Raw genomic sequence first — 20,209 nt, forward strand, 5'->3', positions numbered from 1 at the left:
AATCTCCTTCGAACGTTACGCCGTGCGAGACAGCGATCAGCGCAGCGACCTGAAGGCAGCGCGAATTTCTTCCGAGAAAAGTTGCGGTTGTTCCCATGCCGCGAAGTGGCCGCCCTTGTTCACTTCGTTGAACTAGATGAGGTGGTGATAGCTGCGCTCGGTCCAACTGCGGGGCGCCTGATAGATCTCGCCGGGAAACACCGTCACGGCGGCTGGGATCGAGATGTTCACGCTATTGAAGTTGTTCGCGTTGTTGGTCCAGTACAGCTGCGCCGCCGACGTGGAGGTATTGGTCAGCCAGTACAACGTGATGTCGTCGAGCATCTCGTCTTTGGTCAATGACCGTTCAGGATAGCCGCCGCTGTAGGTCCAATCCGCGAATTTGTCGTACATCCACGCAGCCTGCCCGACCGGAGAGTCCGCGAGCGCATAGCCGATCGTCTGCGGACGTGTGACCATCATCGCCGCATAGCCGCCGCCGCGCGTGTACAGATTGTTCAGCGACTGGTAGGCGATTTTCTCCTTGTCGGAAAGCCCGCGCGGCGGCGGATCGCCTGCCTTCAGCCGTTTTGCGATTTCGGGCGGGACAGTCGCTGGCATGTTGACGTGAATGCCGAGCAAGCCCGGCGGCTTTTGCGCGGCCATCTTGTCGGCGATCACCGAGCCCCAGTCTCCGCCCTGCGCGACGTAGTGCTGATAGCCCAACCGCCGCATCAGTTCTTCCCACGCTCGCGCGATGTGATCAGGCGTCCAGTCGGCCGTTGCCGGCTTGCCCGAAAACCCATATCCGGGCATCGATGGCAGAACCAGATCGAACGAATCCTCCGCCCGTCCTCCGTACGCTAGCGGGTCAGTCAACGGTCCGATCACCTTGAGTTCTTCGAAGACCGAGCCGGGCCAGCCATGCGTCATGATGAGCGGCAACGCACCGGGATTTTTCGAGCGTACCCAGATGAAGTGAATATCGACCCCGTCGATCGTGGTCACGTACTGCGGCAGCGCGTTGAGCTTCGCTTCAGCGTTGCGCCAGTCGTAGTCGGTGCCCCAATACTGCACGAGCGCCTGCAGCTTCGCGAGCTGCGCGCCTTGCGACCGATCCGTCACCGTCTCCGGTTGCGGCCAGCGCGTCTGCGCGATGCGTTTCTTCAGGTCGGCTAGCTGCGCGTCGGAAAAGTGCGCCGTGAACGGTCGGATCGCCGTGTCGTCCGTCGACGCAGCAGACGTCGCGGGCGCTTCGGCCGCAAGCGCGGTCGCCGGCAAGTTCGCGATGGCGGGCACCGCCATCAGGGCGGTGACGAGTAGGGATTTGAGGACTTTCATGAGGAGTTCTCCTGACCTGCGATAAGGAAACGGTGACTAGAATGGGAACTGAAAGAGTCGGTCGACCGCTGGTGCGGAAGGATCGTCGAGGGCCGCTTATTCGCGTTCAATCAAATCCGCGCATCCATAGCGCATTTATATGGGCGGCCGCCGAGATCGCAAAGGACGTAGAAACTACGGTTTCAGGACACCACGCAAAGGAATCGCCGTGCCGTCAGTCGCATTCGTCGTGTTCGATGGGTTTCACGCCATGTCGCTCGCCGCGCAGCCGGTGTTTTCGTTTGCCAATCGGAAATTCGGTGAATCGTTCTACGAAGTACTCACGCTGTCGGAACATGGCGCGCCGGTCAGACCGATCGGTGGTCCCACGGTGATGACCGAACCCTTCGAAGAGCGAACGTTCGACACGGTCCTTTTCACGGGCGGCGATCCGGGCGCGGCGCGGCCGTCCCATGGGCTGCTCGCCTACGCACGTCACAGCGCGGCGACGGCCCGGCGCGTCGCCGCTATTTGCACGGGCGCCTTCGTGCTGGCCGAAGCGGGCCTTCTCGACGGCAAGCGCGCCACCACGCACTGGGTCTATGCGTCCGCGCTGCGGAAGCAGTTTCCGCGCATCCGTGTGGAGGAAGACCGGATTTACGCGGTCGACGGTTCGATTTGGACGTCGGCGGGCATGACGGCGGGAATTGATCTCGCGTTGGCGCTGGTCGAGGCCGATCTGGGGGTGGAGGTTGCGAGATCGGTCGCGCAAACGCTCGTCGTTTCTCATCGACGCGCCGGTGGTCAGTCCCAGCATTCGGCGTTGCTGGAACTCGATGCGAAATCGGATCGCATTCAGTCCGCGCTGACGTACGCGCGGAAGAATCTCGCGCAACCGCTGCTGGTGGAACAACTGGCCGAAGTGGCGCGGCTCAGCCCGCGTCAGTTTAACCGCGCGTTCCGGGCGGAGACGGGGCAATCGCCCGCCAAGGCCGTCGAGAGACTGCGTCTCGAAGCCGCGCGGCTCATGCTGGAAAGGAGCCGCCATACGGTCGAACAGATCGCCCAGCAGACCGGATTTTCCGACCCGCGCCGCATGCGCGATGCGTTCACTCGAGCGTTTGGACAACCGCCACAGGCGATACGTCGCAATGCGCGCTGGGCCGCGCCGGGATGATGGGGGCGGCCCAGCGCAGTCTTCGATCAGTAGGTCTGGTCGGCAATGACCCGCGCGACCGTTTGCAGCGACTGCTCGAGCGTCGTCAAGCTGACCGAGCCGAGCGCGAGCCGGATCGCGTGCGGTACGTGCGCCGACGCGGCGAACGGATGCGCGGTCGAAACGGCGATCTTCTCGCGCCTCAGGGCCATGGCGATCGCCTGGCGCAACGCGGCGCATTCGATGCCGAACTCGTCGCCGTCGAAATAGAAGGACGCAAGGGCAGCATCCAGTTCACGCGCAACGAGCAGCCGCGTCCGGAAACGACCGTGGAAACGCTGGCAAAGCTGCGTCCCGCGTTCCGTCCCGATGGCACGATCACGGCGGGCAATGCGCCCGGCCTGAACAGCGGTGCGGCGGCAATGGTCGTGGCCGAGCGCGGTTATGCCGACGCCAGGGGCATCGAAGCGAGTGCGCGTCTTGCGGCTTTCGGCATCGCCGCCGTCGAGCCCGGCATGTTCGGTCTCGGTCCCGTGCCGGCCGTGCATATCGCGTTGGAGCGAGCGGGCTGGAAGCTCACCGATCATCGCTGTGGCGCAGCATGATTCAATTGACCGTCGCCAACGAAGCGGCATATCTTGAGCATTGCCGACGCTACGCTCTCGACCACCTGGGCCAACAGGTCAGATAGCGAGGTATCGGTTGCATGTCCGCGGCAGGTTCGATCTCATCGCTGCACGCGCGATAACCCGCGAGAAGTCACGCGCCTGCATCGAACAACAGGACAGACCAGGCCCATCTTTTGCGGTCTGCGCGCGCACGTCGTTCTTGATTAGGGTGGAAGATCATCATGTCGAGACAGCCCGGTTGGTCAGTCGTCATCGGTGCAATCACACTTGTGTTTCTCGCGCTCACTTCGCTTTACCTCGTGATCGGCGGAGCATGGCTGATTGCCGTAGGCGGGTCGTGGTACTACCTGATCACGGGCCTGCTGCTCGCAGTAGTGACGTGGTTGCTTTACCGGCGCAAGCCCGCTGCGCTCGTTCTCTATGCGCTCGTGATGATTGCGACGGCGGTCTGGGCACTCTGGGAGTCCGGCACGGACTTCTGGGCATTGGCTCCGCGCTCCGGGGTGCTGGTCATTTTCGGCGTGTGGCTACTGCTGCTCGTGAGCTGGCGGATGGAGGGCGCACGCGGGCTCGGCATTGGTTCGCTCGTCGTTGCATTGGCTGTCTGGGCGGGCGTGCTCGTCTACGCGAACTTCAACGATCCGCAAACGGTCAACGGGAGCTTCAGTGCGGCATCGGCGGCCCCCGCAGAGACCGGTGATAGCGCCGCCGACTGGCCGGCCTACGCGCGCACCCAGGCCGGTACCCGCTATTCCCCGCTGACTCAAATCACGCCTGCAAACGTCAAGGACTTACAGGTCGCGTGGACCTTCCGGACCGGGGATAGCAAAGGCCCCAACGACCCCGTCGAGATTACGGACGAAGTCACGCCGATCAAGATCGGCGAGACCTTGTTTCTATGCTCGCCGCATCAGATCCTATGGGCGTTGGATGCGCGGACCGGCAAGTTGAAATGGAAATTCGATCCGCAGCTGAAGGCCGATCCGTCGTTCCAGCACGTGACCTGCCGTGGTGTGTCTTACGTCGATCTTTCCGCGGCCGGTCCCGCGCCGACGGCTGATCAGCCCTCGGGCGCATCGGCCGCTGCGCCGGATCAGCAGGCAGCATCGGCCGCCGCGCCGGAGCAGCAGGCAGCGTCCGCCGCGGCGCCCGCTCAGCAGCAACCGGCGTCTGCGCCCGCTGCGACTGCCGCGACCGCCGGGGCCTGCATGCGCCGCATCTATCTGCCCGTCAACGATGGCCACCTGTATGCGCTCGACGCGGAGACAGGGGCGCTGTGCAAAACCTTTGCCAACGGCGGCGATCTCGATCTCCAGCACAACCAGCCGGTGACGACCCCCGGCATGTATGAGCCGACCTCGCCGCCGGTCATCACGAACGACGTGATCGTCGTCGCGGGCGCGGTCGAGGACAACTATTCGACGCGCGAGCCGTCGGGCGTGATCCGCGGCTTCGATGTGCGTTCCGGCGAACTGCTGTGGGTGTTCGACCCGGGCGCGAAGGACCCGAATCAGAATCCTCCCGCCGGCGGTCACTACACGCTCACGTCCCCGAACTCGTGGGCGCCCGCTGCATACGATCCCAAGCTGGACATCGTCTATCTGCCGATGGGCGTGACCACGCCGGACATCTGGGGCGGCAACCGGACGGCGGAGCAGGAGCGTTTCGCGAGTGGCCTGCTCGCGCTGCACGCGTCGACGGGCAAGCTCGCGTGGTTCTATCAGACGGTCCACCACGACCTGTGGGACATGGACCTGCCATCGCAGCCCACGCTCGCGGACATTACCGACGTCAAGGGCAATACCGTGCCTGTCGTGTATGCGCCGGCCAAAACCGGCAACCTGTTCGTGCTCGACCGGCGCACGGGCGTGCCGGTGGTGCCGGCTCCGGAGCGTCCGGTGCCGCAGGGTGCGGCGCCCGGCGACCATGTTTCGCCTACCCAGCCGTTCTCCGGACTGACCTTCCGGCCATCGAAGGATCTCACCGATGCCGACATGTGGGGCGCCACGATGTACGACCAGCTGGTATGCCGGATCATGTTCCACAAGCTGCGCTATGAAGGCACCTTCACACCTCCATCAGAGCAAGGAACGCTGGTCTTTCCGGGCAATCTCGGCATGTTCGAGTGGGGCGGCATGGCGGTCGACACAGATCGCCAGATTGCGGTCGCCAATCCGATTGCGCTGCCGTTCGTTTCGCGGCTGATTCCGCGTGGCCCGGGCAATCCGATTCAGCCGGTACCGGGCGCGAAAGGTTCGGGGACGGAGACCGGAATTCAGCCGCAATACGGCGTTCCGTTCGGCGTGACACTGAATGCGTTCATGTCGCCGGTCGGTCTTCCTTGCAAGCAACCTGCCTGGGGCTTCATTTCGGCGATCGATCTGAAGACCAACCAGATCGTATGGAAGAAGCGGATCGGAACGGTGCGGGACAGCTCACCGCTTCCGTTGCCGTTCAAGATGGGGATGCCGATGCTCGGCGGCCCGATCATCACGGCGGGCGGCGTGGCGTTCATCGGCGCGACGGCCGACAACTACATTCGCGGCTTCGACGTGAACAACGGCAGGCAGCTCTGGCAGGCGCGTCTGCCCGCCGGCGGGCAGGCAACGCCGATGAGCTATTCGGTCAACGGACGTCAGTTCGTGGTGATTGCGGCAGGCGGTCACGGCTCATTCGGTACGAAGCTCGGCGACTACGTGATTGCCTATGCGTTGCCGCAATAGCAAAGCGGTGAAGCAGGGTGGACGTGCGTGGACAGGACTGCCACGTCCACGCACGGCAATGTGGTCATCTGTTTGTCACTGACTTGCGGCGGACGGCGAACTGCTCGCCGCCGAATCCGCGTTGGCTGTTCCACCCGCCTTATCGGCGGGCTTGCAGCCCGCGCACATCGCGGCGATAGCGATCGTGATCGCGCTCGCGAGAAGCCGGCCGTAGAGAATTGGTTTCATGACATCTCCTGGTTGGGTGGCATCCGATCAATACTTGCGACGCAATCAGACAGCGCTCGTCGGGCTATCCTGCAGAGCTACGCATCTCCTGTTCCCGCTACATTGAATTCACGTCAGTGCGAGAATCTGTCGGTCACTCCGTGTACTGAGAAACCCAATATGGGCTCCGACCTTGCCGGATAAAACCCAAGGAAAATCATACTTTGCCCGGACGGATTGGCTAAGATGTCGCAGGTTCGCGCGCGCTCCGGATGACGACAAAGCCTTGCCGCATTCCGATGCGCCGCGGCGTCGCGCCGGGAAAACAGAAAACGTTGTCACGCTCCCGCTCGGAGGCCATTCATGACTATTGGCGTATATGCCACGCTGGTCGCGACGTCGCTCGTGCTGCTGCTCGGCGAAAAGCTCGTGCAGTGGATCGGCGTGCTAAGGACCTATTCGATTCCGGCGCCGGTGGCAGGCGGGCTCATCGTCGCGATCTGCGTGCTGATCACGCGCCTCACCACCCACGTGCAGGTCAGGTTCGATTCGACGTTGCAGGCGCCGCTGATGCTCGCGTTCTTCTCGACGATCGGTCTGAATGCGCATCTATCGAGTTTGAAGGCGGGCGGCCCGGTGTTGATCCGCTTTCTCGCGCTGGTCTGCGGGCTGCTGATCCTGCAGAACGTGGTCGGCTTGCTGCTCGCGTTCGCCCTCGGCGTCGATCCGCTGCTTGGGATTCTCGGCGGCTCGGTCACGTTGTCGGGCGGCCACGGTACTGGCGCCGCGTGGAGCCAGATCTTTACCGAGCGTCACGGACTGGAGTCGGCGACCGAGATCGCGATCGGCTGCGCGACGTTTGGCCTCGTGATGGGCGGCGTGCTCGGCGGTCCGATCGCACGGCTGCTGATGCGGCGGATCAGCGCCGACGAGTTGCTGCGCGTCAAACAGCTAAAGGACGAAACGCTGGTCTTCGAAGAACCGAAGGCGCAGCAGGCCACCACGCCCGCCGCGATCATCACGACGCTCGCGCTGATCTCGATCTGCCTCGCGGGCGGCGAAATGTTTGCCGACTGGATCGCGGACACCGCGTTCGAATTGCCGACGTTCGTCTGCACGCTGTTCATCGGCGTGATCCTGAGCAACGTGCTCGCGCTCGTGCGTGTGCGGATCGACCAGCACGCGGTCGCGCTTGTCGGCAACGTCGCGCTCGCGCTCTTTCTCGCGATGGCGCTGATGCGGCTCGACCTCTGGGGGCTTGCCGCGCTCGCGGTGCCGATCATCTCGATCCTCGCGGCACAGACGCTGCTGATGGCGCTCTACGCGGTATTCATCACGTTCCCCGCGATGGGCCGCAACTACGACGCGGTCGTCTTGTGCGCGGCGCAATGCGGCCTCGGACTTGGCGCCACGCCGACCGCGATCGCGAACATGCAGGCGATCACGAACCGCTTCGGCCATTCTCATATCGCGTTCCTGATCGTGCCCTTGACGGGCGCGTTTTTCATGGACATCGTCAACGCGATCGTCATCAAACTGTTTCTCGCGCTGCCGTTTTTCCATTGAGCAGCGGTGGCATTGGCACCTCAACCCAAGCGGGCAAATACCATGAGCGATCCACGACACATCGCACCCGACAGCACTGCCGCGCGCGTCGCGTTATGGCGTGCGCTGCACGTGCAGGCCGACGCGCCGCCGCACGTGCTCGAAGACGAAGTCGGCTTGCAGTTGCTGGCGCCCGCCGAAGACTGGCGCAGCCGTGGCGATATGGATCCGCGGTTCACGCGGCCGTTTCGCGCGTCGATCGTCGCGCGCGCACGCTTTATCGAGGATCTGGTCGTCGAGCAGACCCGGGCGCGGTGTGGATCAATACGTGATTCTGGGCGCCGGTCTCGACAGCTTCGCGCAACGCCGGCCCGACATTGCGTCGCGGCTCACCGTGTTCGAGGTCGACCCGCCGGGACCGCAAACGTGGAAGCGTCAGCGGCTCGGCGAGCTGGGTTTCGGCCTGCCGGACTGGCTGCGTTTCGTGCCGGTCGACTTCGAAGCGGGCGATAGCTGGCGGCAGCGTCTCGTCGCCGAAGGCTTCGACGAAAGCAGGCCGGCCGTCGTCGTGTCGACCGGCGTCAGCATGTATCTGACGAAAGAGGCGAATGCGGCGACGCTGCGCGAAGTGGCCGGGCTGGCGCGCGGCTCGACGTTCGCGATGACGTTCCTGTTGCCGCTGGAGATGGCGGACCCGGACGTGCGCCCCGGACTCGAAATGGCAGAGAAGGGCGCGCGTGCGAGCGGTACACCGTTCATCAGCTTCTTCATGCCGCAGCAGATGATCGCCATGGGGCGCGAAGCGGGCTTTGACGACGCGCGGCACGTGTCCGCGGCCGATCTGACGCAGCGCTACTTCGCGGCTCGGACGGATGGGCTGCGACCGCCGGGCAATGCGGAGGAGTTGCTGGTGGCGAACACCTATGGGCGATGACGCCAACCGAAGTTACCAACCCAGCATGTGAGTCGTGAATACGCAATCGCTTTCCCCGCACCGCTATAATCGCGCTCGACCATGGCCTCCGAAGTCTACTCATGAAAAAGATCGCTGCCTTCGCACTCGTCGCATGCGCACTCGCCGCCTGCTCGTCCCCGGAAAAGCAGGCGCAACGCGCCCAGCAGGAGATCCTTCATAGCGAGCCGAACCTTCGCGCCGCGCAACGCGACGCGGTGATCGACTGCACACCGGCGAATTGCGATGCCGCGTGGGCGGCGACGAAACGCTATATCGAGCAGCATTCCGACACGCGCGTGATCCGCGCGGACGCGGTCGCGATCGATACCGACGTGCCCGACGATTCGGGCAAAGCCGCTTTCTCAGCGACCCGCGCGAACAGGAGCACGGGCGGCGCGACGCTGTCGCTGTTCGCGCAGTGCCGCGGCATGTATGGGCCCGACAACGCGAAGGGCGACGACTATGACGAGTGCGCCGAGAAGATCCTGAAGATTCAGAACGGCTACGTGCCTTATCTGCGCTCGCACGCATCGGCGCAATAGGCGGCAAGCTACCGGAACCACGGGGCCCCGAACGCGGCACTCGCGTAGCGATTCGCCGAACCCTCGCCACGATGCGGCGGGAGGCGCTATGCTGATGCGTCTTCGCCTCGCGGAACCTTCTCATGCAAGCTCCTGGCGCAACCGTACCGATCTCGCTCGTCAACGGGTTCCTCGGCAGCGTCGGGACGCGGCCGGATATCGTCGACCGGCATCTGTCGGGCGCGAACATTCCGCGCGCGCTTCTGGACCAGCCTGGAGCGCGCGTCACCGAGGAACAGTTCTCCACGCTCTACCGCTCGCTCGCGATCGAACTCGACGATGAGATGCCGGGCGTTTTCTCGCGCCCGCTGCGCAGCGGCGCGCTCAAGTTTCTCTGCCTGAGCCTGCTGGATGCGCCGAATCTCGAATCCGCGATGCACCGGTTCGGCCAGTTCTTCCATCTCGTGCTGGACGACTTCCGCTTCGAGTCGCGCCGCGGCGACCTCGTCGCGAGCCTGGCGCTGCGTCCGGGAAGCACGGGAGCGCAACCCGGCATGCTGGGCCAGGAGCTGATGCTGAAGCTTGCGCATGGGATCGCGTCCTGGCTGATCGGTCAACGGATTGCGTTGTTGCAGGTGCAGTTCGCCTTTCCCCGTCCCGCTCACGCGCTCGAGTATCTTTATCTGTTTCCCGGACCGGCGAAGTTCGACTGCAATCAGACCTCGATGCAGTTCAGCAGCAGCTATTTCGACCTGCCCGTGCGTCAGCGCAAGGCGAACCTGCGCAGGTTTCTCGCTCGCGCGCCGGAAGACTGGATCTTCGTTTCGTTCAACGAGCAGCTGTTCAGTCATCGCGTGCGGGAACATCTCGCGTCCCGGCTGCCCGACGTCCCGTCCATCGAAGAGGCGGCGGAAGGCCTGCACTGCTCGGTCAGAACGCTGTGCCGTCATCTTGCCGCCGAAGGCACGGCGTTCCAGATGCTCAAGGACGAATTGCGCCGCGACATCGCGATCCAGCGCCTGACGGGCACGCGCGAGCCCATCGCCATCATCGCGGGCGACGTCGGCTTCGGCGACCCCACCGCATTCCACAGAGCGTTCCGTCACTGGACCGGCAGCACCCCGGCGGCCTATCGCCGGGGTGGCTGATCGCGTCATATCGATGCGTCGGCAACACCCGCCGACGCAGTTCCCACGGGGCGCTTACTCCCTCCGACGTGGCCAGAGATGTCAATAGATCGTCCGGTTTGGACAACCGGGCAGGGCCTGTCCGACGCTACGATTCAGCCATACGTTACCCCGGCCGCATCGGTGCCAGACGGGTGACTTTCCCTACGGACTATCTGATCGGAAGAATGGTAATGAGCTACGTCGCGCCTCTCAAAGAAATGTTGTTTGCACTCACGGAACTGGCCGGAATCGACCAACTGGCGGGCTTGCCCGGCTGCGAGGACGCAACCGCCGACACCGCTCGTGCGGTGCTCGAAGAGGCCGCGCGGCTGCACGAAGGCGTGCTCGCGCCGCTGAACGTCGACGGCGACCGCAGCCCGAGCACCTGGAAGGACGGCGTGGTGACCGCCACGGCCGGTTTCAAGGACGCGTTTCGCCAGTTCAGCGAAGGCGGCTGGCAGGGTTTGCAACATCCGTCTGAATACGGCGGTCAGGATCTGCCCAAGCTGCTGTCGACGCCCTGCATCGAAATGCTCAACGCCGCCAACCTGTCGCTGGGGCTGTGCCCGCTCCTGACCGACGGCGCGATCGAAGCGCTGCTGACGGCAGGTAGCGAGGAGCTGAAGCAGCGCTATGTGCCGAAGATGATCGCGGGTGTTTGGACCGGCACGATGAATCTGACCGAGCCGCAAGCCGGCTCCGACCTCTCGCTCGTGCGCACCCGCGCCGAGCCGCAGGGCGACGGCTCGTACCGGATCTTCGGCACGAAGATTTTCATCACCTGGGGCGAGCACGACATGACGGAAAACATCGTGCATCTGGTGCTCGCACGCACGCCGGGCGCGCCTGAAGGCGTGAGAGGCATTTCACTGTTCGTCGTGCCGAAGGTCCTCGTCAACCAAGACGGCTCGCTCGGCGAGCGCAACGACGTGCATTGCGTGTCGATCGAGCACAAGCTCGGCATCAAGGCGAGCCCGACCGCCGTGCTGCAGTTCGGCGATCACGGCGGCGCGATCGGGCAGCTCGTCGGCGAGGAGAACCGCGGTCTGGAGTACATGTTCATCATGATGAACGCCGCGCGCTTCGCCGTGGGGGTACAGGGCGTGGCGATCTCGGATCGCGCGTACCAGCAGGCCGTCGCGTATGCGAAGGAGCGCGTGCAGAGCCGTCCCGTGGATGGCTCCGCGAAGCAGTCGGTCGCCATCATCCAGCATCCCGACGTGCGGCGCATGCTCTCGACGATGCGCGCGCTGACCGAAGGCGCACGCGCTCTGGCCTATGTGTCGGCGTCGCATTGCGATCTCGCGCATCGTCATCCGGACGGCGCGACGCGCGCGAATCATCAGGCGATCTACGAATACCTGGTGCCGATCGTGAAGGGCTGGAGCACGGAGATGTCGCTGGAGGTGACGAGTCTCGGCGTGCAGGTGCACGGCGGCATGGGCTTCATCGAGGAAACCGGCGCCGCGCAGTACTACCGCGATGCGCGCATTCTGCCGATCTACGAAGGCACGACGGCGATCCAGGCCAACGACCTCGTCGGCCGCAAGACCATGCGCGACAACGGCGAGGTGGCCGGGATGCTGCTCGCGCAGATCGACGCGACCCTGGCCGCGGTGCAAGCGCACCCCTCGTATGGTTCGAGCGCGGCTTTTCAGGCGATGCATCGTCATCTGTCCGCCGGCCGCGAGGCGTTGTACAGCGCGGTGCGCTACGTGGTCGAGAACGTCAAAAGCGATCCGAATGCGGTGTTCGCCGGCAGTGTGTCCTATCTGATGCTCGCGGGTATCGTGCTCGCGGGTTGGCAAGTCGCACGGTCGCTCGTGCTGGCGGCCGACAAGCGCGACGAAGATCCGTCCTTCCATGACGCGAAGATCGCGACCGCGCATAGCTACGCGACGCAGGTGCTGCCTCGTGCAATCGCGCTCGAAGCGGCGGTTCGCGGTGCTCGCGATGGCGAAGGCGCGCTGGCGCTGCGCGAAGACCAGTTCTGATCGATCAACGGAAGTAATGTGTCATTCAAAGCGGTAGGGCTCGGCCCTATCGGTGTGGGAAGGAGAGTGTCGTGAGAGTTCTTGTAGCAGTCAAGCGAGTGGTCGACTACAACGTGAAGGTCCGCGTGAAATCGGACGGTACGGGCGTCGATATCGCGAACGTGAAAATGTCGATGAACCCGTTCGACGAAATCGCGGTTGAAGAAGCGGTGCGTCTGAAGGAAGCGGGCGTCGCGACCGAAGTGATCGCCGTGTCGGCCGGTGTTGCGCAGGCGCAGGAAACCCTGCGCACCGCGCTCGCCATCGGCGCGGATCGCGCGATCCTGATCGAATCGAACGAAGACCTGCAGCCGCTCGCCGTCGCGAAGCTGCTCAAGGCGCTCGTCGACAAGGAGCAGCCGCAACTGGTGATCCTCGGCAAACAGGCCATCGACGACGACTCCAATCAGACCGGCCAGATGCTCGCCGCGCTCGCGAATCTGCCGCAGGCGACGTTCGCGTCGAAGCTTGTCGTGGCGGACGGCAAGGCGACGGTGTCGCGTGAAGTGGACGGCGGCGCGGAAACACTGTCGCTGACGCTGCCGGCCGTGGTCACGACCGATCTGCGCCTGAACGAGCCGCGCTACGTAACGCTGCCGAACATCATGAAGGCGAAGAAAAAGCCGCTGGAAACGGTCAAGCCCGAAGACCTCGGCGTCGATGTCACGCCGCGTCTGAAGACGCTGAAAGTCGCCGAGCCGCCCAGGCGCTCCGCCGGTGTGAAGGTGCCGGACGTGAAGACGCTGGTCGAGAAGCTGAAGACCGAAGCGAAGGTGCTGTGAGGAGACCCGAGAAATGACGAACCTGATAATTGCAGAACACGACAATGCGTCGATCAAGGCCGCGACGCTGAACACGATCGCAGCGGCACAGAAGATCGGCGGTGATATTCACGTGCTGGTCGCGGGGCATAACGCGCAGGGCGCGGCCGATGCGGCCGCGAAGATCGCTGGTGTCAGCAAGGTGCTGCTCGCCGATGCGCCGCAACTGGCCGCAGGCCTCGCGGAAAACGTCGAAGCGACGGTCCTGACGCTTGTGCAAGATGCGGCGAAGCACTACACGCACATCCTCGCGCCGGCCACCGCCTCCGGCAAGAACATCGCGCCGCGTATCGCCGCGAAGCTCGACGTCGCGCAGATCAGCGACATCACGGCAGTGGATAGCGCCGACACGTTCGAGCGTCCTATCTACGCGGGCAACGCGATCGCGATCGTGCAATCGGCTGATCCGATCAAGGTCATCACCGTGCGCTCGACCGGTTTCGATGCCGTCGCGGCCGAAGGCGGCAGCGCCGCGGTCGAGAAGATCGAAGCGGCAGCCGACGCAGGCCTCGCGCAGTTCGTGAGCCGCGAAGTGACGAAGCTCGATCGTCCGGAACTGACGAGCGCGAAGATCATCGTGTCGGGTGGCCGTGGTCTGGGCAATGGCGAGAACTACATGAAGGTGCTGGAACCGCTGGCCGACAAGCTCGGCGCGGCACTGGGCGCATCGCGTGCGGCGGTCGACGCGGGGTTCGTGCCGAACGACTATCAGGTCGGCCAGACCGGCAAGATCGTCGCGCCTCAACTGTACGTCGCGGTCGGCATCTCGGGTGCGATCCAGCATCTGGCCGGCATGAAGGACTCGAAAGTCATCATCGCGATCAACAAGGATGAAGAAGCGCCGATCTTCGGCGTCGCCGATTACGGCCTCGTTGGCGATCTGTTCACCCTCGTGCCGGAACTCGAGCAGGCGCTCGGCTAACCGCATCCAGCGGTTAGCGTCCGGCACAACGCGCAGTACGTGCCAGAAGAGAGGGCAAATACGCGCCCAGCAAGCGGAATAATCATGAATGAGCTTAACGGATACGATTTCGAAGACCTGCAACTGGGCATGAGTGCCCGGTTCGCCAAGACCATCACGGAGGCGGACATTCTGCTCTTCGCGGGCGCGTCGGGAGACATCAACGCGGTTCACATCAACGAGGAGTTTGCGCAAACCACACCCTTCAAGGGGCGCATCGCTCACGGCATGTTGACCGCCAGCATCATCTCCGCGGCGATCGCGGGGCGGCTGCCCGGCCCGGGCACGATCTACCTCGGCCAGAACCTGCGCTTCAAGGCGCCGGTTCGACCCGGCGACACCGTGCAGGCCGAAGTGACCGTCAAGGAACTGATTCACGACAAGCGCCGCGTGGTGCTGTCCACCGTTTGCACGGTCGGCGGCAAGGTGGTGATCGAAGGCGACGCCGTGGTCATGCCGACAACCTGCCGCGACCGTGTCGTCGCGGACGCGGCTTGCGCCGTCAGCAAAGCATGATAGCGAGCCCCGCCATGAGAATGCCATTCAGCATGCCACACGAGTTTTCCACGGGCTGGGTCAATGCCGGCTTCGATTTATGGCGTTTTTCGCCGGTCAAGGATGAATACGCGACGACGGTGCCCGACACCGACGGCTCGGACTTCGATTTCAACGGGCCGTTTGCGCGAGGCTCCGTGACCCACACGAGCGCCCACTATCTGCAACAGCAGGCGCAACTGTGGAGCGACGCCGTCGCCGGATTGATCGGCGGGCGCACGGAGTTGAAGGCGGTCGCCGAGCCCGAGCAGGGAGACCGGCGCTTTCACGCCGACGACTGGTCCAGCAACGGCTGGTACAGCCTTCTGAAACAGAGCTATCTGATCAATGCCCGGGCACTCGCGGAGTTCGTCGAGGCGAGCGCGCTCGACGAAAAGGGCAAGCACAAGCTGCGCTTTTTCATGCGCCAGTTCATCGACTTCGCCAGCCCCGCGAATTTCGTCGCGACGAATCCCGAAGTCATCCGGGCGGCGGTGGAATCGGGCGGATCGAGCCTGCTCGCGGGCGTCACGCATCTGCTCGACGATCTGGGCAGCGGCTCGATTTCGATCACCGATCAAAGCGCGTTCGAAGTGGGCCGCAGCGTCGCCACGTCCAGTGGCGCGGTGGTCTATGAGAACGATCTGTTTCAGCTGATCCAGTACGAGCCGCTGACACCGAAGGTCGCCGCGCGGCCGCTCGTGATCGTTCCTCCGTGCATCAACAAGTTCTACATCCTGGATCTGCAGCCGGAGAATTCCTTCGTGCGCTTCGCCTGCGAGCAGGGCCTGACGGTGTTCGTCGTGTCCTGGCGCAACCCGCAGCAGGACATGGCGCAGACCACGTGGGACGCCTACCTCGAGGACGGCGTGATGCAGGCGATCAGCGTCGCGCGTGCGATTAGCCGGGCCGACCAGGTCAATGCATTGGGCTGGTGCGTGGGCGGCACGATGCTGTCGTCGGCGCTGGCGGTCATGCGTGCCAACGGCGATGACTCCGTGGCCAGCCTGACGCTGCTGACGGCGTTGCTCGACTTCACCGACCCGGGCGATCTCGGCGTGTTCATCGACGAGCAGGGCGTGGCGATGCGCGAGCATGCAATCGGTGGCGGTGGGCTCTATCCCGGACGCGAACTCGGCTTCGTATTCCAGTCGCTGCGTGCCAACGATCTGATCTGGCCGTATGTCGTGAACAATTACCTGAAAGGCAAAACCCCGGCCGCGTTCGATCTGCTGTACTGGAACGCGGACACGACCAATCTGCCCGGTCCGATGTACAGCTTCTATCTGCGCAACATGTACCTCGAAAACAGTCTGCGCGTGCCGAACAAACTGAAGTTCTGCGACACGCCGGTGGATCTCGGCAACATCGATATCCCAAGCTATCTGATGGCGGCCGAGGAAGATCACATCGTGCCGTGGCGGTCCGCCTATCAGTCGACGCAACTATTGGGCGGTCAAACCGAGTTCGTGCTGGGGGCAAGCGGCCATATCGCGGGTGTGATCAATCCGGCCTCGAAGAACAAGCGCAGCTACCGAACCAACGATACCTGCGACGAGAACGCCGACGAGTGGCTCGCAACGTCGGTTCAGCAGCGCGGCAGCTGGTGGAATCACTGGATCGACTGGGTCAAGCAGCATTCCGGCGAGCAGGTCGAGGCACGCACGAAGCTCGGCAACAGGAAGTACAAGGCAATCGAGAGCGCACCAGGCCGCTATGTGAAGCTTCGCGCCGAGTGACCGGATGGCGATAGCGGGTGCGGCAACAACGGGGGGTGATGCTCAGTGCATCACCCCCCGTTTTTTTGTCTTTACTGCCACCGGCCGTCACTTCGCATGGCTCGCGCGCCAGTCGCGCGGCGTCATGTGGAAGCGCGACACGAACCAGTTCGTGAACGATCCCTGTTGCGCGTAGCCGAGAAGCGCCGAGACCCGTCCGATGGGATAGGTGGGATTGCTCATGTAGCGCACGGCGAGTTCGCCGCGGACTTCCTCGACCTGATCCGAAAAGCTGGTGCCGGCCGAATTCAACTGCCGTTGCATGGTGCGCACGCTCAGACGCAAATAACGTGCAACCAGCTCGGCGTTCGCCTGCTCGAGCGGCAGCAGCAGGTAGATCGCCTTGCGCACTTCCAGCGCGGCCGATTCCGCGGCGCTCTCGTTCAGCGGAGAGGCGAGGCTTTCCGCATAGCGCACGAGTTCAGGATCGGCCAGTGGATTCGGGTAGTCGAGATCGGCGCTTGCGCAGACGAACCCGTTGAAGTCGCTACCGAACACCAGCGGACAGCCGAAGAAGCGTCGATGAAACGTCAGGTCTTTGGGCGCCGGATGCGTGAAGTGTACCTCGCGCGGTTTCCAGAACTTGCCGAGCAGAGCACCGGAGTGCCGCGCGAGGACACCGAGCGCGAGTTCGATCGCCTGCCTTGTCGGGGTACCCCGTTCGACGACGAGTTCCTCCCGAATGGTGACCGTATTGTCCGCGTCCTCGACGTACACCGCCAGCGCTTCGTTGAGCAGATGGCGGTATTCGGCCGCGGCCAGCAACACTTCGCGCAGCGTGCGTTTGTGCGCGAGCAGGACATTGATCACGCCGCTGCCGAAAGTCTGCCGCGTTTCCGCCATTTGCAGCGCGAGGGTCGGGCACGACGCCTTTTCGGCCGTCATTTCCAGTAGCCGGCAACAGGCGGTGGCCGATACGCGATCGTCCGGATTCGCGAGCGCGCCGGCGTCGATGCCGGCCTGTTTCGCGAGCTCGACCGGATTGAGTCCAAGCCGTCGCGTCACTTCGAAATAACCGCTCATGGCTACCGACGTCACCATCGTTTCCATCGTAGTTTCTCCGGACGGTTCACACGCTGGGTATTTTTTCTAGTCATTAAACACTTGCTTCGCGCAATTATTGGTGTTAACGCGCAGTGGCACGAATCGCTAAAAGGATGGCGTCCAATCATAAAAGTGTAGCGCGCGATTGCCGTATTGTGGGCACATGTCGTTCGATGTGTTCCAGCAAATTTTCATGCGACCTCGCGATAGCGGAACACCGTCACTTCAAAACTGGATGGAGGCAAACAAATGCAATTTCTCGACGATTCGTTGCACCCTGAGAATCAGGACAAGGTAGTCATCACCACCGCCCCTTACGGCCCGGAATGGATGCCGGAGGACTTCCCGGAAGACATCCCCGTGACGATGGACGAGCAGATCCAGAAGGCCGTCGATTGCTACAACGCCGGCGCCACGGTATTGCACCTGCACGTGCGCGAACTGGACGGCAAGGGCTCGAAGCGCCTGTCGAAGTTCAATGAACTGATCGCGGGTGTGCGCGCGGCAGTGCCCGACATGATCATTCAGGTCGGTGGCTCGATTTCGTTTGCGCCGGAAGACGACGGACAAGCCGCGAAGTGGCTGTCCGACGACACGCGCCATATGCTGGCCGATCTCGATCCGAAGCCCGATCAGGTGACGGTCGCGATCAACACCACGCAGATGAACATCATGGAGCTGCTCTATCCGGAGTATCTGGCAGGCACCTCGCTTTCCAACCCCGGGTTCATGGCCGCCTATAGTGAAATGACGGTGCCGGCCGGTCCCGCCTGGGTCGAGGAACACCTGCGCCGCCTGCAGGCTTCGGGCATCCAGCCGCACTTCCAGCTCACCGGCATCCACGCGCTCGAAACGCTCGAACGCCTCGTGCGCAAGGGCGTCTACAAGGGCCCGCTGAACCTGACGTGGATCGGTATCGGTGGCGGCTTCGACGGCCCCAATCCATTCAACTTCTTCAACTTCGTGCATCGCGCGCCGGATGGCTGCACGCTCACCGCCGAGTCGCTGCTGAAGAACGTGCTGCCGTTCAACATGATGGCGATGTCGATGGGCCTGCATCCGCGCTGCGGCATCGAGGACACGATCATCGATCAGCACGGCAAGCGCTTCACGTCGGTGCAGCAGATCGAGCAGTGCGTGCGCGTCGCGCGCGAACTGGGACGCGAAATTGCCACTGGCAAAGAAGCGCGCGAGATCTATCGTATTGGTGTGCAGTACGAGACGGTCGAAGAGACGCTGGTCGCCAACGGCATGGCGCCGAACCGCCAGGCCGGTGTCAGGAACCTGCCGCTTCGCGCGGCGTGATCACCAGGAGCCCGGGCCGGCGCATTGGCCGAGGCCGGGCTTCATGGCTAACGCTTCCGGTGCATAGCGGGGAGCAGATAGCTGAATCCATAACAGTCGTCGGCCCATGCGGGCAAGGCGGCCGCCAGGGAGTCAGCGTGGAAGGAGACAAAATATGCTCGTTCAGCATACAGCGCCCACGACGGGTGAAGTTTCGGCAGCTCAGACGGACGTGCGCGCTTATGCGTGGGTGGTGTTTGCGTTGACGGTCGGATTGCTGCTTTCCGACTATATGTCGCGGCAAGTGTTGAATGCCGTGTTTCCGCCGCTCAAGGCGGCATGGCATCTGTCCGACGCGCAGCTGGGTTCGCTCAGCAGCGTGGTCGCGCTGATGGTCGGCGTGCTCACGTTCCCGCTGTCGGTTCTGGCCGACCGCTGGGGCCGCGTGAAGAGCATCGTGCTGATGGCGGCGATGTGGAGTCTCGCGACGGTGGGCTGCGCGATCTCGGCGAACTATGGGCAGTTGCTGCTGGCGCGTGCCTTTGTCGGAATCGGCGAAGCGGCCTATGGCAGTGTCGGTATCGCAGTTGTTCTGAGCATCTTTCCGGTCCGGCTGCGCTCCACGCTGACCGGCACCTTCATGGCGGGCGGCGCGTTCGGCTCGGTGCTGGGCATGGCGCTCGGCGGCGCGGTGGCGGCTCACCTCGGCTGGCGTTCGGCATTCGGCGCCATGGCGGCGATGGGGGTCGTGCTGGTCGTGATCTACCGCCTCGTCGTCACCGAAAAGCGTCTCGTGCCGCTGCAGCCGGCGAGCGTGACGAGGCAGGCGCAATCGCGCGGCATGTGCATGAGCCTGCGCGCGCTGATGAAGGGGTTGTTTTCGACGAAGTCCGTGGTGTGCGCCTATGTGGGCAGCGGCCTCCATCTGCTGGTTCCCGCCGCTGTGTGGGCATGGATGCCGAGCTTCCTGAATCGCTATTACGGCATGGCCACCGGCAAGGCTGCGATGTGCGCGGCGGTGTTCGTGCTGGTGACCGGGGTGGGCATGGTGGTGTGCGGAAACCTTGCCGACCGGCTCAGCAAGAACATACGGGAACGCAAGTGGAGCGCCGCGATCGCCTTCTGCCTCGCCTGTTTCGTCCTGCTCGCGATTGGCTTGCGGATGCCCGCGGGGCCGTGGCAGCTGGTCGTGATCGGCGCCGGCATGTTCTTCTGCGCCGGTGCGAGCGGCCCGTCGGGTGCGATGGTGGCGAACCTCACGCCGCCGACGATTCACGCCTCGGCGTTTGCGACCCTGACGCTCGCGAACAACCTGCTGGGCCTCGCGCCGGCGGCTGTTCTCACGGGGATCATCGCCGATCGGATCGGACTGCTGGGCGCGTTGCAACTGGTGCCGTTCGCACCGCTCGTCGCGGCCGCCGCATTCATGATCGGCAAACGGAACTACTCGGGCGATCTGGATCGGCTGAACACGCTGCGCGAGCAGGCGGCACGCTGACATCGCATGGTGCCGCGCGGACGGCGCGGAGCACCGAACCTGTAACTGCGCC

The 20,209-nt window shown here is 63.8% G+C and carries 14 protein-coding genes and 4 pseudogenes; 14 read left to right on the plus strand and 4 right to left on the minus strand.

The window, feature by feature from the left end:
* Window positions 1–36 precede the first annotated feature (36 nt).
* Window positions 37–1,320 (minus strand): annotated as a pseudogene (locus OKW40_RS34685) (epoxide hydrolase family protein).
* A gap of 208 nt (window positions 1,321–1,528) precedes the next feature.
* Here OKW40_RS34685 and OKW40_RS34690 point away from each other — a divergent pair.
* The gene (locus OKW40_RS34690; RefSeq protein WP_429493577.1) at window positions 1,529–2,476 is read left to right on the plus strand and encodes a GlxA family transcriptional regulator; all 948 of its coding nucleotides are present in this window, start codon (window positions 1,529–1,531) and stop codon (window positions 2,474–2,476) included.
* Window positions 2,477–2,502: 26 nt separating this feature from the next.
* Here the strand turns inward: OKW40_RS34690 and OKW40_RS34695 are convergent.
* A pseudogene (locus OKW40_RS34695) lies at window positions 2,503–2,676 on the minus strand (PLP-dependent aminotransferase family protein); the annotation flags it as partial.
* Between the two features lie 9 nt (window positions 2,677–2,685).
* Here OKW40_RS34695 and OKW40_RS34700 point away from each other — a divergent pair.
* Together OKW40_RS34700 and OKW40_RS34705 are read left to right on the plus strand one after the other, a co-directional pair.
* Window positions 2,686–3,039: pseudogene (locus OKW40_RS34700) on the plus strand (acetyl-CoA C-acyltransferase); the annotation flags it as partial.
* Window positions 3,040–3,305: 266 nt separating this feature from the next.
* Entirely contained in the window at window positions 3,306–5,807 is a 2,502-nt protein-coding gene (locus OKW40_RS34705; protein WP_429493578.1) for a glucose/quinate/shikimate family membrane-bound PQQ-dependent dehydrogenase, read from the plus strand.
* A 75-nt stretch (window positions 5,808–5,882) separates the two neighbouring features.
* Here the strand turns inward: OKW40_RS34705 and OKW40_RS34710 are convergent, their stop codons facing one another.
* On the minus strand, window positions 5,883–6,035 hold the full coding sequence (locus tag OKW40_RS34710) for a hypothetical protein (protein WP_429493579.1): 153 nt from the start codon (window positions 6,033–6,035) through the stop codon (window positions 5,883–5,885).
* Window positions 6,036–6,377: 342 nt separating this feature from the next.
* Between OKW40_RS34710 and gltS the strand changes: the two genes are divergently transcribed.
* From gltS to phaC, 9 genes and pseudogenes are all read left to right on the plus strand, one after another.
* Window positions 6,378–7,580 (plus strand): sodium/glutamate symporter, encoded by a 1,203-nt coding sequence (gltS, locus tag OKW40_RS34715; RefSeq protein WP_429493580.1) that lies wholly within the window; start codon window positions 6,378–6,380, stop codon window positions 7,578–7,580.
* A 42-nt stretch (window positions 7,581–7,622) separates the two neighbouring features.
* Window positions 7,623–8,493 (plus strand): annotated as a pseudogene (locus OKW40_RS34720) (class I SAM-dependent methyltransferase).
* Between the two features lie 101 nt (window positions 8,494–8,594).
* Entirely contained in the window at window positions 8,595–9,056 is a 462-nt protein-coding gene (locus OKW40_RS34725) for a hypothetical protein (RefSeq protein WP_429493581.1), read from the plus strand.
* 122 nt (window positions 9,057–9,178) lie between these two features.
* Window positions 9,179–10,183, plus strand: a complete 1,005-nt coding sequence (locus OKW40_RS34730) for an AraC family transcriptional regulator (protein ID WP_090809441.1) — start codon at window positions 9,179–9,181, stop codon at window positions 10,181–10,183.
* Between the two features lie 212 nt (window positions 10,184–10,395).
* Window positions 10,396–12,198: an acyl-CoA dehydrogenase gene (locus OKW40_RS34735; RefSeq protein WP_429493583.1), complete on the plus strand. Its 1,803-nt coding sequence runs from the start codon at window positions 10,396–10,398 to the stop codon at window positions 12,196–12,198.
* A 71-nt stretch (window positions 12,199–12,269) separates the two neighbouring features.
* Entirely contained in the window at window positions 12,270–13,019 is a 750-nt protein-coding gene (locus OKW40_RS34740) for an electron transfer flavoprotein subunit beta/FixA family protein (RefSeq protein WP_429352285.1), read from the plus strand.
* 13 nt (window positions 13,020–13,032) lie between these two features.
* Window positions 13,033–13,980, plus strand: a complete 948-nt coding sequence (locus OKW40_RS34745) for an electron transfer flavoprotein subunit alpha/FixB family protein (RefSeq protein ID WP_429493585.1) — start codon at window positions 13,033–13,035, stop codon at window positions 13,978–13,980.
* Window positions 13,981–14,064: 84 nt separating this feature from the next.
* The gene (locus tag OKW40_RS34750; RefSeq protein ID WP_429493587.1) at window positions 14,065–14,535 is read left to right on the plus strand and encodes a MaoC family dehydratase; all 471 of its coding nucleotides are present in this window, start codon (window positions 14,065–14,067) and stop codon (window positions 14,533–14,535) included.
* A gap of 14 nt (window positions 14,536–14,549) precedes the next feature.
* On the plus strand, window positions 14,550–16,292 hold the full coding sequence (gene phaC, locus OKW40_RS34755) for a class I poly(R)-hydroxyalkanoic acid synthase (protein WP_429354156.1): 1,743 nt from the start codon (window positions 14,550–14,552) through the stop codon (window positions 16,290–16,292).
* An 87-nt stretch (window positions 16,293–16,379) separates the two neighbouring features.
* Here phaC and OKW40_RS34760 read toward each other — a convergent pair whose 3' ends face one another.
* Window positions 16,380–17,381, minus strand: coding sequence for an AraC family transcriptional regulator (locus OKW40_RS34760; protein WP_429352283.1), 1,002 nt, complete (start codon window positions 17,379–17,381; stop codon window positions 16,380–16,382).
* 243 nt (window positions 17,382–17,624) lie between these two features.
* Between OKW40_RS34760 and OKW40_RS34765 the strand changes: the two genes are divergently transcribed.
* Together OKW40_RS34765 and OKW40_RS34770 are read left to right on the plus strand one after the other, a co-directional pair.
* Window positions 17,625–18,680 (plus strand): 3-keto-5-aminohexanoate cleavage protein, encoded by a 1,056-nt coding sequence (locus tag OKW40_RS34765; protein WP_090809455.1) that lies wholly within the window; start codon window positions 17,625–17,627, stop codon window positions 18,678–18,680.
* A 154-nt stretch (window positions 18,681–18,834) separates the two neighbouring features.
* Window positions 18,835–20,157, plus strand: a complete 1,323-nt coding sequence (locus OKW40_RS34770) for an MFS transporter (RefSeq protein ID WP_429493589.1) — start codon at window positions 18,835–18,837, stop codon at window positions 20,155–20,157.
* Window positions 20,158–20,209 lie beyond the last annotated feature (52 nt).

Source organism: Paraburkholderia sp. RAU6.4a, from assembly GCF_050435625.1.
Taxonomy (GTDB): domain Bacteria; phylum Pseudomonadota; class Gammaproteobacteria; order Burkholderiales; family Burkholderiaceae; genus Paraburkholderia; species Paraburkholderia tuberum.

Bases quoted from the DNA above. Each gene is read 5' to 3' on its own strand.
- OKW40_RS34735 (WP_429493583.1), top strand. From the start codon at position 10,396: ATGAGCTACGTCGCGCCTCTCAAAGAAATGTTGTTTGCACTCACGGAA.
- gltS (WP_429493580.1), top strand. From the start codon at position 6,378: ATGACTATTGGCGTATATGCCACGCTGGTCGCGACGTCGCTCGTGCTG.
- OKW40_RS34725 (WP_429493581.1), top strand. From the start codon at position 8,595: ATGAAAAAGATCGCTGCCTTCGCACTCGTCGCATGCGCACTCGCCGCC.
- OKW40_RS34760 (WP_429352283.1), bottom strand. From the start codon at position 17,381: ATGGAAACGATGGTGACGTCGGTAGCCATGAGCGGTTATTTCGAAGTG.
- OKW40_RS34745 (WP_429493585.1), top strand. From the start codon at position 13,033: ATGACGAACCTGATAATTGCAGAACACGACAATGCGTCGATCAAGGCC.
- OKW40_RS34730 (WP_090809441.1), top strand. From the start codon at position 9,179: ATGCAAGCTCCTGGCGCAACCGTACCGATCTCGCTCGTCAACGGGTTC.
- phaC (WP_429354156.1), top strand. From the start codon at position 14,550: ATGAGAATGCCATTCAGCATGCCACACGAGTTTTCCACGGGCTGGGTC.
- OKW40_RS34705 (WP_429493578.1), top strand. From the start codon at position 3,306: ATGTCGAGACAGCCCGGTTGGTCAGTCGTCATCGGTGCAATCACACTT.
- OKW40_RS34710 (WP_429493579.1), bottom strand. From the start codon at position 6,035: ATGAAACCAATTCTCTACGGCCGGCTTCTCGCGAGCGCGATCACGATC.
- OKW40_RS34770 (WP_429493589.1), top strand. From the start codon at position 18,835: ATGCTCGTTCAGCATACAGCGCCCACGACGGGTGAAGTTTCGGCAGCT.
- OKW40_RS34750 (WP_429493587.1), top strand. From the start codon at position 14,065: ATGAATGAGCTTAACGGATACGATTTCGAAGACCTGCAACTGGGCATG.
- OKW40_RS34765 (WP_090809455.1), top strand. From the start codon at position 17,625: ATGCAATTTCTCGACGATTCGTTGCACCCTGAGAATCAGGACAAGGTA.